Genomic DNA, 16976 nt, shown 5'->3' on the forward strand with positions numbered 1-16976 from the left:
GAGGTAGAACACTCTGAATCGAGTCGGCCAATCGGCGAGTTCGTCCTGATCGGTACAGCAACGGCGGCTAAGCTGTTCAGGTGTGAACCGACGAGCGAAGATCGTGTGCACTATGGGCCCGGCCACCGCCACCCCGGAGCGGGTGCGCGACCTGGTGGCCGCGGGCATGGACGTGGCGAGGATGAACTTCAGCCACGGCAGCCACGGTGACCACAAGCAGGTCTACGACCTGGTCCGCGCCGCTGGCGACGAGGCGGGGCGCGCGGTGGGCATCCTCGGCGACCTGCAGGGCCCCAAGATCCGCCTGGGCACCTTCGCCAACGGCCCGGTCGAGTGGCGCACCGGCGACGTCGTGCGGATCACCGTCGAGGACGTCGCAGGCACCCACGACCGGGTGTCGACCACCTACAAGGGCCTGGCCAACGACGCCAAGGCGGGCGACCGGCTGCTGGTCGACGACGGCAAGGTCGGCCTGGTGGTCACCGCCGTCGAGGGCCAGGACGTGGTCTGCGAGGTCACCGAGGGCGGTCCGGTCAGCAACAACAAGGGCCTCTCGCTGCCCGGCATGGACGTCTCGGTGCCCGCCCTGTCCGAGAAGGACATCGAGGACCTGGAGTTCGCCCTGCACCTTGGCGTGGACTTCATCGCGCTGAGCTTTGTGCGCTCGCCAGCCGACATCGACCTGGTGCACCAGGTGATGGACCGGGTCGGCCGGGGCAGGCTGCCGGTCATCGCCAAGCTGGAGAAGCCGGAGGCGGTGGACAACCTGGAGGCCATCGTGCTGGCCTTCGACGGCGTCATGGTCGCCCGCGGTGACCTGGGCGTGGAGCTGCCGCTGGAGCAGGTGCCGCTGGTGCAGAAGCGGGCCATCCAGATCGCGCGGGAGAACGCCAAGCCGGTCATCGTGGCCACCCAGATGCTGGACTCGATGATCAGCAACTCCCGGCCGACCCGCGCCGAGGCCTCCGACGTGGCCAACGCCGTGCTCGACGGCGCCGACGCGCTGATGCTCTCCGGCGAGACCAGCGTCGGGCGCTACGCGATCGAGTCGGTCAAGACGATGAGCCGCATCGTGGAGGCGGTGGAGGCCGAGGTCCCGACCGTCCCGCCGCTGACGCACGTGCCGCGCACCAAGCGCGGCGTGATCTCCTACGCCGCCCGCGACATCGGCGAGCGGCTCAACGCCAAGGCCCTGGTGGCCTTCACCCAGTCCGGCGACACGGTCAAGCGGCTCGCCCGGCTGCACACCCGGCTGCCGCTGCTGGCGTTCACCCCGGAGCCGGGCGTGCGCAGCCAGCTGGCGCTGACCTGGGGCACCGAGACGTTCCTGGTGCCGGAGGTCGACTCCACCGACCGGATGGTCCGCCAGGTCGACCAGTCGATGCTGTCCATCGGCCGCTACCAGCCCGGCGACCTCGTGGTGATCGTCGCGGGCTCGCCGCCGGGGACGGTGGGTTCCACCAACCTGATCCGCGTCCACCGGCTCGGCGAGGAGGACCACGCCTGATCGGTGCCCGGTGCCGGGGCGCCCGCCTCGGCACCACGTCGCGCTTGGGTCCACAGTGGACTTCGCAGCGATCGCGGTCCGGCCCACCGGCCCGGTGGTCCCCGGCGCACTAGCCTGGGTGCCATGACCGAGTTGGCGGAAGACGGGGTCCCGCGCGGCCAAGCCGTGCTGGAGCGGTTGGTCGAGCTGCTCGACCTCGAGCGCATCGACGACGACAGCTACCGCGGTGTGAGCCCGGAGCACTCCTCGGTCCGCGTGTTCGGCGGCCAGGTGGCGGGCCAGGCGCTGGTGGCGGCCGGGCGGACCGTGCCGCCGGAGCGCGGCGTGCACTCGCTGCACGCGTACTTCATCCGCGGCGGCGACCCGAGCGTGCCGATCGTGTACGAGGTGGACCGCATCCGCGACGGCCGCTCGTTCACCACCCGCCGCGTCGTGGCCGTGCAGCACGGCAAGGCGATCTTCGCGCTGTCCGCGTCGTTCCAGACCGCCGAGCAGGGCATCGACCACGCCGAGGACATGCCGGTCGTGCCGGACCCGGAGGCGTTGCCCACCCAGGGCGAGCGGATGACCCCGGACCTGCGCGCCAAGTTCGGCGCGTGGGCGGACCGGCCGCGGCCCATCGACATCCGCTACGTCAGCGAACCGCCTTGGCTGTCGAGGGAGACCGGGCCGAGGGACGCGCGCAACCAGGTGTGGATGCGCGCGGACGGCAAGCTCGCCGACGACCCGCTGCTGCAGGTGTGCGTGCTCGCCTACGCCTCCGACCTGACCCTGCTCGACGCGGTCCTCGCCCGCCACGGCGTCTACTGGGGAACCGACAAGGTCATGGGCGCGAGTCTCGACCACGCGATGTGGTTCCACCGACCGTTCCGCGCCGACGAGTGGATCCTCTACGACTGCGCGTCGCCTAGCGCGTCCGGCGGGCGAGGACTTGCTACTGGCCGGTTCTTCACGCGCGACGGCAGGCTCGTGGCGACGGTGGTGCAAGAGGGCTTGTTGCGGTTGCTCGGCTAGACAACGCCTAGTAGCCCGAGAGGGTGGGGCCCGGACCGTCGGGGGAGAGGCCCGGGCCCCACAGTCGGGGCGCGGCGACGTGGGGTGGGTATCGCGGCGCCCCGGGTCTTCTCAGCCCGCGAGGTATTCGCGGTAGCTGTCCACGTAGTCCAGTGTGCTGTCGGCGGGCTCGTCCACCGGGCTGTCGTCGTTGATCAGTAGGCACAGGTGTGCGGTGAGGTAAGCGCGGCACGGCGAGGGTGCCCGGGTGAACAGCCGCGTGCGGCAGGTGGGGCAGCGGCCGTCCGAGTCGGGCCGGTGCTCGTCGAGGAGCGCACCCAACGCCGCCACGACCCTGGGCAGCTCCGCGCGGGCCAGTTGGGCCGCGGCGACGTCGCCGTCGTCGCGGGCTTGGTCGCTGAGGTCGCTCAGGTAGCCCCGCAACGAGGACTCCATGTGCCCGAAGATCGACCCGCTCACCCTGTGGCCTCCCGCCATCCGTGACCTACGCCGTCCTTGACCTACGCCGTCCGTGCCCTGCCCGTCGACCCCGCACCCGGGAGCGCCATCCCCGACCGCGCACCGCGAACCCGACCGCGGGTGGGGGGAAACCATCACCGGAACCCCGCTGGATCCGTGACCGGTCAACGATCCCGCGTCGCTCTCAAGCGGACGGCCGATTCGGCCGATGACCCCTCTGGTGCGCCCCACGTCCCCCGACGGGTTCATTTCCGCTGTCCGTCGCGTCCGTTTCGGCCGCGCCCGCGATTTCATAGGCAGAATGCATTGTGGCAGCACCATTTTGCAAGTTGCACCACTCGATCGGGTGACGGCGACCGATCTCCGGACGCGATCGGACTGAGCGGGATCTCGCACCGCCGCACTGCTTGTGTTCGACATGATCAGCACCGACACTTGCCCACGGCGCGCGGTCGACCCGCGCCGAGAAGGTCCGGACATCCTGGACGCCCAACACGCTGTGACCGCTGGAGTTGGCGCGGTCGGAAACGAGGTGCGGACGTGACCCGTGGACCGAGTCCGACGGTTCGGCGGCGCAGGCTCGCCGCCGAACTGCGGCGTTTCCGGGAAGCGGCGGAACTGACCATCGACGAGGTCGCCGAGAAACTCGAATGCTCCGCCTCCAAGATCAGCCGAATCGAGACCGGCCACGTCAGCGTCACCCCGCGCGACGTGCGCGACCTGGCCGAGCTCTACGGCATCGTCGACGAGCAGCGCGACGCGCTGGTGCAGCTGGCCAGGGAGGCGCGGCAGAAGGGGTGGTGGCACGCCTACAACGAGGTGTTCACCGGCGCCTTCGTCGGGCTCGAGGCCGACTCGTCGGCGCTGCGCGCCTACCAGGCCCTCATCGTCCCCGGCCTGCTGCAGACCCCGGCGTACACCAGGGCGGTGCTGCACGCCATCCGCCCGGACGCCCAGCAGGCCGAGATCGACATGCGCGTCGAGGCCAGGCTCACCCGCCAGCGGCTGCTCACCGACCCGCACCCCCCGGAGTACTGGGCGGTCATGGACGAGGCGGTGCTGCGCAGGCTCACCGGCGGCCCCGAGGTGATGCGCGAACAGCTGCTCAAGCTCGTCGAGGTCGCCCGCCTGCCCAACGTCACCATCCAGGTCGTGCCGTTCTCCGCTGGCGCGCACGCGGGCATGGAGGCCCCCTTCCTCATCCTCGGTTTCCCCGACCAGGTCGACCCCGACGTCGTCTACGTGGAGAGCACCGCCAACGGCGTCTACCTCGAATCCCCAGCCGATGTCCACAAGTACTCGTTGTTGTTCGACCACTTGCGTGCGGCGGCGTTGCGACCGGACGACTCAGTCGCCCTGGTCCAACGGGTCACGGAGGAGTTGATCCGTGATTCCTGAATAACACGAGAGGAGTGGGGCGTGACTGTTTCTGACCTCGCGAGCGCCGAATGGCGCAGGAGTAGCCGCAGTTCGGGCAATGACTGCGTCGAGCTCGTGATAGGCGGAAGCGGCGCGACGGTGCGCGACTCCAAGAACGCGGAGTTCGGGCACCTGTCGTTCGCGGACATCGAGTGGACCGCCTTCGTCGGTGCCGTGAAGGGAAACCTTCTCGCCGCCAGGTGATCCAGACCGCGCGGCCCCCGCGCCCGGGATGATCGACAGCACCCCGGTCCGGGACCCACTCGGTGGCGGGGCCACGGCACGCCGTGGCCCCGTTCCCCCTCACTCCCTCGCTTTCTCATCCCCCGGTCCCCTCCCTCCGTCTCTCCCTGGATTCGCCCCCACTGGGATTCTCGGAACCCACCAGGTCCGCCCAGCCCACCCACTTAGCCCTGGCCACTCGGAAATTTGCGGTCGGAAGTCGCGGCGCCAACCCAGCCCTCGTCAGGACCGGCCCCGACCCACCTACCCAGCCCGTGGACACTCGGACTCGGCGGTGCCAACTCGCCCCCCGTCAGGTCCGCCCCGACCCGCCTGATCACCCCGCGCCCCTCGGACCCGTCGGTGCCAACTCGCCTTCCGTCAGGTCCGCCTCAGCCCGCCTTCCCAGCCCCGCGCAGTCGGAGTCGCTGGTGCCAGGCCGGCTCGATGGGGCGGACTTGTTTTGCGTGGGGGGACAACACCCGTAGCGTTTCCACGCGGCAGGGCCTGCTTGTGGGCCCCTGCTTTGCGGTTCTGCGTCGGGTGTTGTAGGGGCCCCGCGCAAAACAAGTTCGCCCCATCGAGCTTTCCGCATTGTCGCGGATCGGACGCCGAGGTTGCCGCTAGGCAACGAGGCCGTCCGATCCCGGGTCGCCGAGCTCGCCGCCAGGCGACGAGGCCGACCCTGTGGCCCAGCCCAGCCACCCCTTACCCAGACGCCCCCCACACCCCCCTTACCCCGTCCATCGACCCACCCCACCCGCCCCACCTAAGGCCCCCCAACGCCAGAACCACGCGATCACCCGATCCCCGCGCCCCCACCTCAGCACCACTGTTGCTCTCAACCGGGAACCACCCCGGCGACCAACAGAGGAGTGATCCACGTGGAGTGGACGATGGAAGCGGTCCAAGCCGAGGTCAACTACCGCAGGCACGGGACCCTCGACCGGACCAGCCGCCTGCACCTGCGCGAGGTGCGCAGGGCGCCCTGGTGGCGCAGGCTCTCCGGGCAGCGCCCGGACCCGAGGCAGGGCGATCGCGCCGCGTGAGCGCCGACGGCGTCGGTGGGGTGTGCGAGCATGCTGGACATGCCGCGTCTTGGTTCGGGAATACCCCTGGTCGCGCGCGGTCGTGAACTGCGCAGGCTCCGCTCGGCGGTCGAGGCCGCCGTGGCGGGGCGGGCCTCGGCGGTGCTGCTGGCCGGGGATGCCGGCGTCGGCAAGACCAGGATGACCGAAGAGGTCGGGTCCATCGCCAGCGACCTGGGGGCATTGGCGCTGACCGGTCGCTGCCTGGACGCCGGTGAGACCGGGTTGCCTTACCTGCCGATCGCTGAGGCATTGGCCGCGGTGCGTGAGCGCGCCGCGGCCCGCCCGGCGTTGGGCAGGCTGTTCCCCGAGATAGCGCTACCGGCGCGCCCAGACCCCGGCAGGGTCGCCTCGGGGATGGCGATCCCGGTGGTCGGGCCCCGCTATGAGCAAGACATCGGCCAGTTGCAGCTGTTCGACGCCGTGCACGGGCTGCTGACCGACCTCACCGAGCAGACGCCGGTCCTGCTGGTGCTCGAAGACCTGCACTGGGCCGACGCGTCGACCCGCAGTCTGCTGTCGTTCCTGCTGTCGCGGTTGCGGTCGCAGCGGCTGCTGATCCTGGGCACCTACCGCGGCGACGACCTGCACCGCCGCCACCCGCTGCGCCCGTTGCTGGCCGAGTTGGTGCGGTTGCCGCAGGTGGAGCGGATCGACCTGGCCCCGTTCGGCACCGCCGACGCGCGGACCTTCGTCACCGCGCTGGCCGAGGACCGGCTCTCCGAGCGGGTGCTGCGTGAGGTCGCGGGGCGGTCCGAGGGCAACGCTTTCTTCGCCGAGGAGCTGCTGGCGGCCTATTCCGCCTCGGACGACACGGGCATCCCGGCCACCCTGGTCGACGTCCTGCTCGCCCGGGTGGAGCGGCTGAGCCCGACGGCCCAGACCGTCGTCCGGGTCGCTTCCGTGGCGGGCAGGCGGGTGCCGGACGCCCGGCTGCGCGCGGTGGCCGAGCTCGACGAGACCGAGTTGGACGCCGCCCTACGCGAAGCGGTCGCCCACCACGTTCTCGTCCCGGCTGACGGCGACGTCTACATGTTCCGGCACGCCCTGATGCGCGAGGCCGTCTATGGCGACCTCCTGCCGGGTGAGCGGGTCCGTTTGCACGCCTCTTACGCCCGCCAGCTCGCAGACTCCGGTATGCGCGGCACGGCCGCCGAACTCGCCCACCACAGCATGGAGAGCCACGCGCTCCCCGCCGCGCTCGCTGCGTCCGTGTCCGCCGCCTGGGAGGCCGAGCGGCTCGGTGCGCCTGCCGAGTCGCTAGAGCACGTCGAACGCGCCTTGAAGCTCTGGGACGCGGTGCCACCCGAGCAGCGCCCCGACGATGTCGACGAGAAGAACCTGCTGCAGCACGCGTCCTGGGTGGCGGGCATGTCCGGCGACCCGGAGCGGGCCATAGCGTTCGCCAAGTCCGCGGTGCGCGCCGCGGACACCCCGGTCGCCCCCGAGCGGGCCGCGAAACTGCGCAGGCGGCTGGCGCAGTCGTTCTACGCGGTCGACGGCCGGGAAGGTGACGCGCTCGACAGCATCGAGCAGGCGTGGGAGCTGGTCGCCGACCGGCCGCCGAGCCCGGACAAGGCGTGGGTGCTGGCCGCGTACGCCACGATCCTGCGCGGGCTGCGCCGCAACGCCGACTCCCGCGAGCGCGCCGAACACGCGGTCGCCGTCGCCAGGCAGGTCGGTGCGGGTGGTCCGGAGGCGGACGCGCTGACGACGCTGGCGATCCTGGCCGAGGCCGACGGGCACGCCGAGGAGTCGCGGGAGCGCCTGGTGGCCGCCATGGCCCGCGCCGAGGACGTCGAGGCCATCACCGTCGAACTGCGCGCCCGGTACTCCCTGTGCGTCAACCTCTACGAGTCCGGCCGCCTCGACGAAGCGGCCGAGGTGGTCGACGCCGGTGTCCTGCGAGCCGGGACGACCGGGCTGACCTGGAGCACGTACGGCCTGGAACTGCGCGTCGTGCAGGTGGTGATCCGCTACGCCCGCGGCGACTGGGACGGCAGCGAGGCCGCCGCGGAACCCCCGGGGCACAAGGTGTCCAGCACCGTGTCGGCCCGCCTCGCCGCGGTCGGCGCGTACGTGGCCGTGGGGCGCGGTCGCTTCGCCGAGGCGGAGCGGCTGCTGGCCGAGTTGCGCGCGGACTGGCACCGCGACCTGCAGATCCCGCTGGCCACCGGCGCGGTCGGGGCGGAACTCGCGGCCTGGCGGGGGCGCCCGGACAAGGCGGTGGAGGCCGTGCGGGACGCGCTGGACTGGGTCGCGCGGGCGGGGGAGCAGTGGGTGCTCGCCGGGATCCGCATCGGGGCCGTCGGGATCTCCGCGCACGCCGACCAGGCGGTGGCCGCGCGCCGCGCCGGGCACGCGGTGGCGGAGTCGCTCGCGGAGGGCGAGAAGCTGATCGGGATGGTCCGCAAGACCGCCGAGTGCGGCAGTCCGCGCACCGGGTCGCTCGGGCCGGAGGGCCTGGCCTGGCTCGCCCGCGCCGAGGCCGAGTACACCCGCCTCGTCGACGCCAACGACCCGGCCGCCTGGCGCGTCGCCGCGGCCGCGTTCGACTACGGCGCGGTCTACGAGCAGGCGGTGTGCCGCCGCAGGCTCGCCGAGGCCCTCCTGGCCACCGACGACCGCGACGGCGCCACCGAGGCCCTGCGCCTGGCCGACGAGGTCGCCACCCGGCTGGGCGCCAAGCCACTGGCCGACGCGATCCGCAAGATCGCCCGCCGCGGCCGGATCTCCCTGCTGGAGTCGGTGCAGGTGCGCGACGAGGTGGACCCGTTCACCCCGCGCGAACGCGCCGTGCTCGGGTTGGTCGCGGCGGGGCGGACGAACCGGCAGGTGGGCGAGGAGCTGTTCATCAGCGAGAAGACGGTGAGCGTGCACCTGAGCCGGATCATGGCGAAACTCGGCGCCAGCCGCCGCGCCGAGGCAGTGGCGGTGGCCTACGACCGCGGCCTGCTGTCCACGTGAGCGCCCGGTTCGGCGGGCTTGACCAAGATCGAACTAACGGAAAGCCCCCGAATGCACAGCTTACCGAGGGCGGCCGACAGAACTGGGCGTTCGGCGGGCGGGCTGTGGACAACTCGTGATCATGTGATTGGCCATTCGGGTGGTGCGGTGTGGAAGGGCGGAATTCCCGGGCTGGAGCATTCGTGCGTTGAGGGGCGGATGCCACGGGTGTTCGCACTGGAGAACGGGAGCGGCACCTTCTGCCTGCACCGTGGTGGGGTTGTTGCCTTCCCAGTCGGGGCGTTCGGCTGGGCGTGCAAGTTGCTCTCGTGGTGAGTGGGGGTGCTCTCCGGATCGCCTGCCTGAGTGGGTCCGAAGTGGACGGGCGGGTCAGCGGGGGAGGCGTTTGAGCGCGCGCAGGCCGAGGGTCAGCCCGGCGGTCCACAGCCGGGCCGGGATCGCGCGGCCGGGGCGCAGTGGCAGCACCCGTTGCGCGGCAATCGTTTGCGCCTCGGTGTACTTGAGCAGTCCCTCGGCGCCGTTGCGCCGCCCCACGCCGGAGTCGCCCATCCCGCCCATCGGGGCGTCCAGGCTGCCGAACGCGGCGCCGTAGCCGTCGTTGACGTTGACCGTGCCCGCGTGCACCCGCGCGGCGACGGCCTCGCCCGCCCGCACGTCCCGCGTCCACACGCTGGCGTTGAGGCCGTAGCGCGTGCGGTTGGCCAACTCCACCGCCTCGTCGACCTCGGTGTAGCCGTACACGGACACGACCGGGCCGAAGGTCTCCTCGGCGTGCAGCGTCATGCTCTCCCGCACGTCACCCAGGATCGTGGGCTCGTAGAACAGCGGTCCGAGGTCCGGTCGCGCCCTGCCGCCCGCCAGGACCCGGGCACCCTTGCGGACGGCGTCCTCGACGTGCTCGGTGATCGTCGCCAGTTGCTCGGGCGAGGTCAACGACCCCACGTCCACGCCGTAGTCGAGCGCCGAACCCAGGCGCAGGGCCGTGGTCTTGGCCGTGAACGCCCGGGTGAACGCCTCCCGGATGCTCTCGTGCACGTAGATCCGCTCCACGGAAACACAAAGCTGGCCCGCCGAGGAGAAGCACGCGGTGACAGCGCCCGCCGCCGCGCGATCCACATCGGCGTCCGGTAGGACAATCATCGGGTTCTTGCCGCCGAGTTCCATCGAGTAACCGGTCAGCAACGCCGCTGCCTTGGCGGCCAAGCCCTTACCCGTCTCGGTGGAGCCGGTGAAGCCGAGGTAGTTCGCCTCTTCAATCAGCGCGTTGCCGATACGCGAACCGCGACCGAGCACGATCTGCCACACGTCGTCCGGTAGCCCTGCCTCGCTTGCCAACTCGTGCAACCAAAGCGCGCTCAACGCAGTCTGGTTGTCCGGCTTCTGCACGAGAGCGTTGCCCGCCACTAGAGCCGGGATCGCATCCATCCCCGTAAGAGCCAGCGGGTAGTTCCATGGCGAGATCATGGCCACCACGCCCTTGGGGTGGCGGACCTCGGTGGTCTTCGTGAAGACCGGCAGCGCGCCCGCTTTGCGCTTAGGGGCAAGCAAGCGAGGAGCCTTGCGCCCGTAATAGGCCGCCGTCATCGCCGTTACCGCTACCTCGTCGTAGGCGTCTAAGCGGGACTTACCGGTCTCGACCTGCATGAGATCCAGCGCTTCCGCCTGCCGGTCCAGGATCAGGTCGTGCAGCCGTAGGAACACCTGCGCGCGCTCCGCCACCGGCGTCGCGGCCCATGCCCGCTGCGCTTCGCGCGCGGTGACAAACGCACGTCGGACGTCTGCGTCGTCGATCTGGGGGAGCGCGACGAGAGGCGCACCGGTGAACGGCGCGTTCATCGTGACCGTCGTCGGGGCCGCACCGGCGACCGCGCGCGCGACCAACCGCTCGGCCCTGGTCGCGGTGGGCGCGCCGGGGACCGTGCCGATCGTGGTCATGGGGGCTCCTTCTGCCGGGGCGGAGCCCCCATGTTACTTCTGAGTAGGGATGCTCGTCACCTGGTCCCGGTCCGCTGTCACAGCGGCACGCACGGTCAGCGCCACCCGCAGCACGTCGTCCTCGCGGCGGATCGCCACCGGCAGCCCGGACGCGGTCGCCGCCCGCGCGAACCCGGCCTCCGCCGGGAGGCACCAGGCCACCATCCGGTCGTGCCCGGCCGCCCTGGCCAGCGCCGCGAGCCGGTCGATCATGGCCGTCCCGAGGCCCTGCCGCTGCCAGCCGTCCTCGACCAGGACCGAGATCTCGGCCTCGGCAGGGTCCGCGGTCCGGATCAACTGCGCGATCGCCACCACCTCCGCGCCGCACAACGCCAGCAGCGTCGTGCCCCGCGGCGGTTGCAAGAGCCGGTGCAACCAGCGACGGGGAAGCGTCCGCAAGCCCGCGTGGTAGCGGGTGAACAAGGTCCGCGCCGAGCAACGCGCATGCAGATCCGCGACTGCTTCGGCGTCGGTAGGCGTACCGGTGCGCAGCACGATTCCTGCGCCCGTGCGGGTAATCACTGCGGTAGCGGTGTCGTGATTGGGACGCAGTACCTCGCCGAACGCGCCCACCCTGGCCAGTTCTACCTCCGTGAACGGCGCCCATCCGCGCCGCGCCACCAGGGTTGTGCCCTCAGACAGCGCTACCACCGCGCGGTGACCGCCGTCGTCTGCCCGGTCGGTTTCCGCGTCGGCCGGGACAACCGAGTCGGCGCCGAGCAGCAGGCGCACCGCTTCGGCTGTGGTCGCCGGATCCTGTAGAGCCGCACCTGCCGCGCGTAGGGCAGCGGTGGTGTGGTCGACCAAGTGGTGCAAGTCCGCGCGGGTGATCGCGACGCAACGCCCACCTTCAGCGCGGAGGTCGGACACCAAGTCCGCCGGTGCGCAGTCCGCCGGCGTGTTCACGACGATCTCGTCGACAACCCCGCCGGGTACGGGTAGTACTGAGAGGCCCAGAACGTTGCAATCACGCGCGGCCAACCGCGTGGTCACGCGGGCGAGAGTGCCTGGTCGGTCATCTAGGCGTACCCGGAGGCGCCACGTCGTGGGTCTGCGCATGGGGACAGCGTGCGCGGGCAGTGTTGCCGATGGGGTGTTCGCGTGTTTCGGTCGTGTGAGCGGGTGGGTCCTCCCTTGTGGCTGTCCTGATGGGCAGCCGTTTCGCCTACGAAGGTCGTACGGTCAGGGGTAGTGGGGTGCTTGTCCGCTGCGAGGGCGTGGATGAGGAGGCGCGTGCCCGGCCGCGCGCGCCAGCCCCTGGGGTGTTCGGTTGCGGGGTCGGCCTCGTTGCCTGGCGGCAACCTCGGCCACCGGGATCGGACGCCTCGTCGCCTGGCGGCGACCTCGGCGCCCGATCCGCGACAATGCGTAAAAGCTCGATGCGGTGGACCTGTTTTGCGCGGGGCCCCTACGACACCCGACGCAGAACCGCAAAGCAGGGGCCCAAAAGCAGGCCCTGCCGCGCGGAAACGCTACGGGTGCCGTCCCCCCACACAAAACAGGTCCACCCCATCGAGCACTTGGCACCAGCGAGTCCGACTGTCCAGGCGCTGGGCTGGCAGGACAGCCGAGAACGGGCTGAGCTGACACCGCCAAGTCCGAGTGTCCATGGGCTGGGCAGGTGGGCTGGGGCGGACCTGACGGAAGGCCAGTTGGCACTGCAGGGTCCGAGTGCCCACGGGCTGGCACTGTGGACTGGGCGGACCTGACGGGGAGCGGGTTGGCACCACAGGGTCCGACTGTCCAGTGGTTGGCACTGTGGGTTGGAGCGGACCTGACGGAAGGCCAGTTGGCACCGCTGAGTCCGAGTGTCCAGGTGCTGGGTTTGTGGGTTGGGGCGGACCTGGCGGGGGCGGGTTGGCACCGTCGGGTCAGAGTGTCCAAGGGGCTGCGTTGGCACCGCTGGGTTCGAGTGTTCAAGGGGTTGGGCTGGGGCGGCACCTTGGCTTCCGTGTGTCCAGGTGCCGGGCTGGCGTGTGGTTGTCCACAACGTGTTCTGTTGTCCACAGGCCTCAATCGCTGGCCCGGTTCTGTCGGGGTTCCTCGTTAGGCTGTATATCGGGGGCTCTTGTGGCAGATGATCTTGCGCGGGGTGGGATGGAGCCAGCGGGGGTGCTATTGCACGTGCGTGGCGTCCAGTTCCTATAGGCAGAGCGAGGTGTTAGCGGGCGTCGTCCTTTGAGGACATGAAGGGGAGGGCAGCGAGGGCCAGGATGGCTGGGATCAGGGTGAAGCCCAGGACTATGGCGAGGTGGGCCGACGGTGGCTGATCGGGGGAGCCGCCGGGGGTGTAGGAGCCTAGGGCTAGGAGGAGGCCGTATAGGCCTGGGCCCAAGGCCAGTCCGAGGGTCTCTCCCGCTGTCCAGATGCCTGACAAGAGGCCGGCTTGGGTGGTGTTGGTGCGGCGTTCTTCGGCGGTGATGATGTCGGGGAGCATGGCCATGGGGAAGACCTGGAGGCCTGCGTAGCCGACGCCGGTTAGGGCTACTAGGGGGACTAGGAGTGCCATCGGGGGGACGAAGACGACGGCGGCGATGGAGAGGGCGAATAGTGCTGTCGCGATCTGGTAGCCGCGGCGTTTGCCCCAGTGGAGGCCTACTCGTTGCCACAGCGGCATCACCAAGAGGGCGGGGGCGACGAAGGCGGCGAAGAGGGGGGTTTGGGCGCCGGGGTCTTTGAGGACGACTCGGGCGAGGTAGTCCACTCCGGCCAGGAGGGTTCCTATGCCGACCGCCTGGATGGTGAAGGCGGTGAGGAGACGGCGGAAGGGGCGGGAGGCTCGGATCGCGGTCACGAGGTCGCCGAAGCGGGCTCCGGCGGGTGTGATGCGCGCAACAGGGGCCTTCGCGGTGCCGAAGTAGACGCCGAGGGTGCCCAGGGCTATCAGGGCGGCGACGGCCAGGCCCATGGGGCGGTAGCCGCCGAGGGAGTCCCGGATGAGTGGGGCTCCGGCGCCGCAGAGGAGGATCGCGATGGCCAGGGTGGCGACCCGCCAGGCGATGAGGCGGGTCCGCTCGTGGTAGTCGTCGGTGAGTTCGGCGGCCATAGCGACGTAAGGCACCTGGAAGAACGCGTAGGCGGTCGCGCAGGCCAGGAAGGACACCGCGACCCAAGCGCCGTCGCCCGCCGGGGTGCCGAAGATCGGGGGGAGGAACATGACGGCGAACAGGGCGGCGAGGGTGAGGCCGCCGCGGAGCAGGAACGGGCGGCGATTCGTTGCCCGGTCACTGATTCGGCCCGCGACCGGGTTGAACGCCACATCCCACGCCTTGGGCACCAACACGAGCACGCCAGCCACCGCCGCCGGGACGGCCAGCCGGTCGGTCAGCAGCGGGAGCAGGAGCAGACCGGGCACGGTCCCGAACGCCCCGGTGGTAAGCGATCCGAGCGCGTAGCCCGCGCGGATCCCTGGCGTCACGGCCATGTCGCCTCCCGCCGACCGAGGGTCCCCCGGGCGCGATAGTACGACCAGTGTGATCGAGTCGGTCATTGCCGGCCCATCCGGATCCGGGCACCTCGGTATTACAGTGCTCGCCGTGCTCGACTCAGAGGGGTCACCGGGACTGTCCACCCGGCTGCGCGCGTTCCTCGACGACCGCGCGCCCCAGACGCCGTGCCTGGTGCTGGACCTGGATGTGGTCCGGACCAACTACCGCGCGATGCTCGCGGCGCTGCCGGAGGCCTCGATCTTCTACGCGGTCAAGGCGAACCCGGCGCCCGAGGTGGTGCGGGCCCTGGTCGAGGAGGGGTCCTCGTTCGACGTGGCCAGCACCGGCGAGATCGACCTGTGCCTGGCGCAGGGCGCCGACCCGGCCGCGCTGTCCTACGGCAACCCCATCAAGAAGGCCAGGGACATCGCCTACGCCCACTCGGTCGGCGTGCGCCGGTTCACCTTCGACGCCGAGGGCGACCTGGCGAACCTGGCCGAGCACGCCCCCGGCGCCCGGGTGTGGTGCCGGTTCCTGGTGGACGCCCCCGCGTCGGGCACCCCGTTCGGCGCGAAGTTCGGCTGCTCCCCGGAGATGGCGCTGCGCCTGCTCGGCAAGGCCGCCGACCTGGGCCTGTCGGTCGACGGGGCGTGCTTCCACGTGGGGTCCCAGCACACCGACCCGGCGGCCTGGACCGCCGGGATCGCCCAGGCGGGCGCGATCGCCCGCGGGCTCGCGGACGCGGGGGTGGCGACCCGCTCGCTCAACCTCGGCGGCGGGTTCCCGGCCTCCTACCGCGACCCAGCGCCGCCGCTGACCGCGCACGCCGGGGCCATCCGGGCCGCGGTCGCCGCGCACTTCGACTCCCCGGTGGAGCTGGTCGTGGAGCCCGGTCGGGCAATCGTGGCCACCGCCGGGGTGATCAGGTCCGAGGTGGTGCTGGTGTCGCGCAAGTCCGACACCGACGCCCACCGGTGGGTCTACCTCGACATCGGTCGCTACTCGGGGTTGGCCGAGACCGAGAACGAGTACATCGCCTACCGGCTGCGCACCGCCCACCCGGCGGAACCGAGCGGGCCGGTCATCATCGCGGGACCCACCTGCGACGGCGATGATGTGATCTACCAGAACACCCCGTATCGTCTTCCGACGGCGCTGCGGGCAGGCGACCACGTCGACATCCTCGACGCGGGCGCGTACACCGCGAGCTACTCCTCGGTGTCGTTCAACGGTTTTCCGCCCCTTCCGACGCATTTCGTCGGCTGATTTCCTCGCAGGAGGTAAGACAGATGTCGTATGACCGTGCGCCTGAACCGGGCGTGGGTTTCTTCGCGGGCCGACACGTGCTGGCCGAGTTCGACGGGGTCGATCCGTTGCTGCTCAATGATCTGGGCTTCCTGCGGGAGGCCCTGGAGTCCTCCCTGCGGGACGCGGGCGCCACCATCTGCGACGTGGTCGCCAAGCAGTTCGAGCCGCAGGGGGTGACGGTGCTGGCGCTGCTGTCGGAATCGCACGCCTCCATCCACACCTACCCCGAGATCGGCTCGATGTTCGTCGACATCTTCACCTGCGGCGAGACCGCCGACCCGGAGCTGGCCGCTGGCCTGCTGCGCGACCGGCTCGGCGCGCTCGACGCCAGGATCAACACCGTCCACAGGGGACACCCAGTGCCTTCGGAGACCGCCCGATGATCGTTGAACCGCTCGGCCCCGGCCTCACCCGGACGTGGGACATGCCCGAGGTCCTGGTGGACACCAAGACCGATTTCCAGCACCTGGTCATCGGCCGGACCGCCCAGGGCGTCAGCCTGTTCTGCGACGACGACCGGCAGAGCACCGAGTTCAGCCAGCTGACCTACCACGAGGCGCTGCTGGTGCCCGCGCTGCTGCTGGCCAAGACCCTGGACCGGGTCCTGGTCGTGGGCTCCAGCGAGGGCGTGGTGTCGCAGATCTCGGTGGCCGCCGGGGCGAGCGTGGTCGACCACGTGGACATCGACCAGAAGGCCGTGGAGCTGTGCGCCGAGCACCTGCCCTACGGCTACACCAGCGACGAGCTGGCCAAGGCCGTCGCGCACGACGGCCCGGTGCGGGTGCACTACGCCGACGGCTGGCAGTTCCTGGCCGAGACCCAGGACCGCTACGACGTGGTGCTGGTGGACCTGCCCGACGAGCGGCCGGAGTTCGCCCAGCACAACCGCCTGTACGAGGAGGAGTTCCTCACCCGGTGCCGCTCGGTGCTCACCGAGGGTGGCGTCGTGGTGTGCCAGGCGGGCTGCCAGACCATGTGGCGCAACGAGACGCTCATCCGCTCGTGGCGCCGGTTCAACGACGTGTTCGGGTCCACGGTGTACTACGGCTCCGACGAGCACGAGTGGGCGTTCCTGTTCGGACTCGCCGAGTCCACCCCGGACACCACCGCGCGGATGCTCGAGCGCCTCCAGACGTTGCCGTACCGGCCGGAGACGATCGACGCGGACGCGCTGCGCGGCAACACGATCCCGCCATACACCGTACGCAAGTCGCTGTAGCGCACCGGCGGGCCGGGGGCTCCTAGAGCTTCTGGCCCGCCTGCGTGCGGCGGGTGACCCGGCGCTCCACCACGAAGGAGACGAACGGGACCATGCCCGCGACCAGCACCAGCAGCGTGCCCTTGACCGACCAGCGGGCCTTGAGCGCCAGGTCGAAGGCGAACAGCAGGTACACCGCGTAGAGGAACCCGTGCGCGGGGCCGACGATGGCCACCGGCGTGGTGTTGTCGAACGCGTACTTGGCGACCATGGCCGCCACCAGCGCGAGCAGGCCGACGCCGACGACGTAGGCCAGCACCCGGTAGCGGGCCAGCGCCCCCCGCACGCCCTTGGCGGCGACCGCCTGGGCCGGGTTCTCCTCGTCGGTCATG

The 16976-nt window shown here is 70.9% G+C and carries 14 protein-coding genes; 9 read left to right on the forward strand and 5 right to left on the reverse strand.

Annotation, left to right across the window (positions count from 1 at the left end):
* Positions 1–82: 82 nt before the first annotated feature.
* Positions 83–1507: a pyruvate kinase gene (pyk, locus tag LV75_RS27315; protein ID WP_253889913.1), complete on the forward strand. Its 1425-nt coding sequence runs from the start codon at positions 83–85 to the stop codon at positions 1505–1507.
* A 123-nt stretch (positions 1508–1630) separates the two neighbouring features.
* Positions 1631–2521, forward strand: coding sequence for an acyl-CoA thioesterase II (gene tesB / locus LV75_RS27320; RefSeq protein WP_253889914.1), 891 nt, complete (start codon positions 1631–1633; stop codon positions 2519–2521).
* A gap of 111 nt (positions 2522–2632) precedes the next feature.
* Here tesB and LV75_RS27325 read toward each other — a convergent pair whose 3' ends face one another.
* Positions 2633–2980: a hypothetical protein gene (locus tag LV75_RS27325; protein ID WP_253889915.1), complete on the reverse strand. Its 348-nt coding sequence runs from the start codon at positions 2978–2980 to the stop codon at positions 2633–2635.
* Between the two features lie 540 nt (positions 2981–3520).
* On the opposite strand from LV75_RS27325, the gene LV75_RS27330 reads away from it, so the two are divergent.
* The 4 genes from LV75_RS27330 to LV75_RS27345 all read left to right on the forward strand — a co-directional run bounded on the left by LV75_RS27330 (position 3521) and on the right by LV75_RS27345 (position 8676).
* Positions 3521–4378: a helix-turn-helix domain-containing protein gene (locus LV75_RS27330; RefSeq protein WP_253889916.1), complete on the forward strand. Its 858-nt coding sequence runs from the start codon at positions 3521–3523 to the stop codon at positions 4376–4378.
* A 21-nt stretch (positions 4379–4399) separates the two neighbouring features.
* On the forward strand, positions 4400–4603 hold the full coding sequence (locus LV75_RS27335; RefSeq protein WP_253889931.1) for a DUF397 domain-containing protein: 204 nt from the start codon (positions 4400–4402) through the stop codon (positions 4601–4603).
* A gap of 902 nt (positions 4604–5505) precedes the next feature.
* Positions 5506–5670 carry a hypothetical protein gene (locus tag LV75_RS27340; protein ID WP_253890021.1) on the forward strand — a complete coding sequence of 55 codons (165 nt, stop codon included), beginning with the start codon at positions 5506–5508 and terminating at the stop codon, positions 5668–5670.
* Positions 5671–5700: 30 nt separating this feature from the next.
* On the forward strand, positions 5701–8676 hold the full coding sequence (locus LV75_RS27345; protein ID WP_253889933.1) for a helix-turn-helix transcriptional regulator: 2976 nt from the start codon (positions 5701–5703) through the stop codon (positions 8674–8676).
* A gap of 369 nt (positions 8677–9045) precedes the next feature.
* Here the strand turns inward: LV75_RS27345 and LV75_RS27350 are convergent, their stop codons facing one another.
* The 3 genes from LV75_RS27350 to LV75_RS27360 all read right to left on the reverse strand — a co-directional run bounded on the left by LV75_RS27350 (position 9046) and on the right by LV75_RS27360 (position 14074).
* Positions 9046–10611: a succinic semialdehyde dehydrogenase gene (locus LV75_RS27350; protein ID WP_253889935.1), complete on the reverse strand. Its 1566-nt coding sequence runs from the start codon at positions 10609–10611 to the stop codon at positions 9046–9048.
* A gap of 33 nt (positions 10612–10644) precedes the next feature.
* A complete protein-coding gene (locus LV75_RS27355) occupies positions 10645–11709 on the reverse strand; it encodes a GNAT family N-acetyltransferase (RefSeq protein WP_301319851.1) in 1065 nt (354 codons plus the stop codon).
* Positions 11710–12811: 1102 nt separating this feature from the next.
* Positions 12812–14074, reverse strand: a complete 1263-nt coding sequence (locus LV75_RS27360; RefSeq protein WP_253889939.1) for an MFS transporter — start codon at positions 14072–14074, stop codon at positions 12812–12814.
* Between the two features lie 103 nt (positions 14075–14177).
* On the opposite strand from LV75_RS27360, the gene LV75_RS27365 reads away from it, so the two are divergent.
* From LV75_RS27365 to LV75_RS27375, 3 genes are read left to right on the forward strand one after another with little or no spacing between them, the layout of a single operon-like run.
* Positions 14178–15344, forward strand: coding sequence for a type III PLP-dependent enzyme (locus LV75_RS27365; RefSeq protein ID WP_253889941.1), 1167 nt, complete (start codon positions 14178–14180; stop codon positions 15342–15344).
* A 23-nt stretch (positions 15345–15367) separates the two neighbouring features.
* Complete coding sequence (gene speD, locus LV75_RS27370) at positions 15368–15769, forward strand: adenosylmethionine decarboxylase (protein WP_253889943.1); 402 nt, start codon at positions 15368–15370, stop codon at positions 15767–15769.
* The gene (locus LV75_RS27375) at positions 15766–16605 is read left to right on the forward strand and encodes a spermidine synthase (protein ID WP_253889945.1); all 840 of its coding nucleotides are present in this window, start codon (positions 15766–15768) and stop codon (positions 16603–16605) included. Before speD ends, LV75_RS27375 begins: the two co-directional genes overlap by 4 nt.
* A gap of 22 nt (positions 16606–16627) precedes the next feature.
* Here the strand turns inward: LV75_RS27375 and LV75_RS27380 are convergent, their stop codons facing one another.
* Positions 16628–16975 carry a DUF3817 domain-containing protein gene (locus tag LV75_RS27380; protein WP_372504241.1) on the reverse strand — a complete coding sequence of 116 codons (348 nt, stop codon included), beginning with the start codon at positions 16973–16975 and terminating at the stop codon, positions 16628–16630.
* Between the last annotated feature and the right edge of the window lies 1 nt (position 16976).

It is taken from the genome of Actinokineospora diospyrosa, assembly GCF_024171925.1.
GTDB lineage: Bacteria > Actinomycetota > Actinomycetes > Mycobacteriales > Pseudonocardiaceae > Actinokineospora > Actinokineospora diospyrosa.

Bases quoted from the DNA above. Each gene is read 5' to 3' on its own strand.
- tesB (WP_253889914.1), top strand. From the start codon at position 1,631: ATGACCGAGTTGGCGGAAGACGGGGTCCCGCGCGGCCAAGCCGTGCTG.
- LV75_RS27345 (WP_253889933.1), top strand. From the start codon at position 5,701: ATGCTGGACATGCCGCGTCTTGGTTCGGGAATACCCCTGGTCGCGCGC.
- LV75_RS27350 (WP_253889935.1), bottom strand. From the start codon at position 10,611: ATGACCACGATCGGCACGGTCCCCGGCGCGCCCACCGCGACCAGGGCC.
- LV75_RS27355 (WP_301319851.1), bottom strand. From the start codon at position 11,709: ATGCGCAGACCCACGACGTGGCGCCTCCGGGTACGCCTAGATGACCGA.
- LV75_RS27360 (WP_253889939.1), bottom strand. From the start codon at position 14,074: ATGGCCGTGACGCCAGGGATCCGCGCGGGCTACGCGCTCGGATCGCTT.
- speD (WP_253889943.1), top strand. From the start codon at position 15,368: ATGTCGTATGACCGTGCGCCTGAACCGGGCGTGGGTTTCTTCGCGGGC.
- LV75_RS27375 (WP_253889945.1), top strand. From the start codon at position 15,766: ATGATCGTTGAACCGCTCGGCCCCGGCCTCACCCGGACGTGGGACATG.
- LV75_RS27380 (WP_372504241.1), bottom strand. From the start codon at position 16,975: ATGACCGACGAGGAGAACCCGGCCCAGGCGGTCGCCGCCAAGGGCGTG.